This window comes from Rhodoplanes roseus, assembly GCF_003258865.1.
Lineage (GTDB): Bacteria > Pseudomonadota > Alphaproteobacteria > Rhizobiales > Xanthobacteraceae > Rhodoplanes > Rhodoplanes roseus.
This window is the reverse complement of sequence record NZ_NPEX01000606.1, coordinates 1-930: the sequence shown is the minus strand read 5'-3', so window position 1 is coordinate 930 and position 930 is coordinate 1. Positions and strand designations below refer to the sequence as shown.

The following is a 930-nucleotide window of genomic DNA, read 5'->3' as shown; positions in this document are numbered from 1 at the left end:
TCTGGACCAGCTCGACCAGGCTAGGCATGGGCGGCCTCCTCGGTCCCCAGATAGGCGGCGATCACGTCCGGATGGCGTCGAGCTCGCGCCAGGCGAAGGCGTCGCCGGTCCGCTCCACCGTCGTCTCGGAGGCCATGATCGCGGTCGAGAAGTACTTGTTGGCGCCTTCCAGCCGCGAGGCGAGGTTCACGGCGTCGCTCATCACCGTGTAGTTGAAGCGCCGCCGCGAGCCGATATTGCCGACCAGCGCCTCGCCGGAGTTCAGGCCGATGCGGTGCGACAGCCGGTGTCCGGCGAAGGCCGCGGTGCCGTTGAGGGCGGCGAGCCTGTCGCAACAGCGCAGCGCCGCCCGCACGGCGTGGGTGGCGTGGTCGGGGTCGTTCGCTGGCGCGCCGAACACCGCGACGATGGAGTCGCCGATATACTTGTCGACATAGCCGCCGCAGCCTTCGACGATCTCGGTCATCTCGGACAGGTAGGTGTTCATCCAGGCGACCAGCGCGGCCGGCGTCATCGTCTCGGCGATCGACGAGAAGCCGGCGATGTCGGAGAAGAACACCGTGACGTCGCGCATCTCGCCGCCCAGCGCCGGGGGCGCGTCGGCGTCGATCATCCGGTCGATCACCTGGGGCGCGAGATACAGCGCGAAGCTTCTTCGCAGGAACCGCTCCTCGCGGTCGGCGGCGACCAGGCGCCAGCCGATGGTGCCGCCGGTCGCGGCGAGCGCGGCGAGGGTCGGGCCGACCAGCGGCAGCGCCAGCCCGTGCTGGAGCGCGACCGTGCCGATCGCGGTCAGGGCCGCGGCGAGGCCGAGCCCGGCGGACGAGGCGGCGGAGCGGCGGCGCGGGGACATGCGCTCAGTCAACCGCATCCTGCCGCGCCGGAGGCAGGAACCGGGCGGACGACCTAAACTGGGGGCATCCCGTCCCC

General features: G+C 71.5%; 1 protein-coding gene. It reads right to left on the bottom strand.

From position 1 onward, the window contains the following. Positions 1-61: 61 nt before the first annotated feature. Positions 62-853 (bottom strand): adenylate/guanylate cyclase domain-containing protein, encoded by a 792-nt coding sequence (locus CH341_RS31550; RefSeq protein ID WP_245431339.1) that lies wholly within the window; start codon positions 851-853, stop codon positions 62-64. Between the last annotated feature and the right edge of the window lie 77 nt (positions 854-930).

Bases quoted from the DNA above. Each gene is read 5' to 3' on its own strand.
- CH341_RS31550 (WP_245431339.1), bottom strand. From the start codon at position 853: ATGTCCCCGCGCCGCCGCTCCGCCGCCTCGTCCGCCGGGCTCGGCCTC.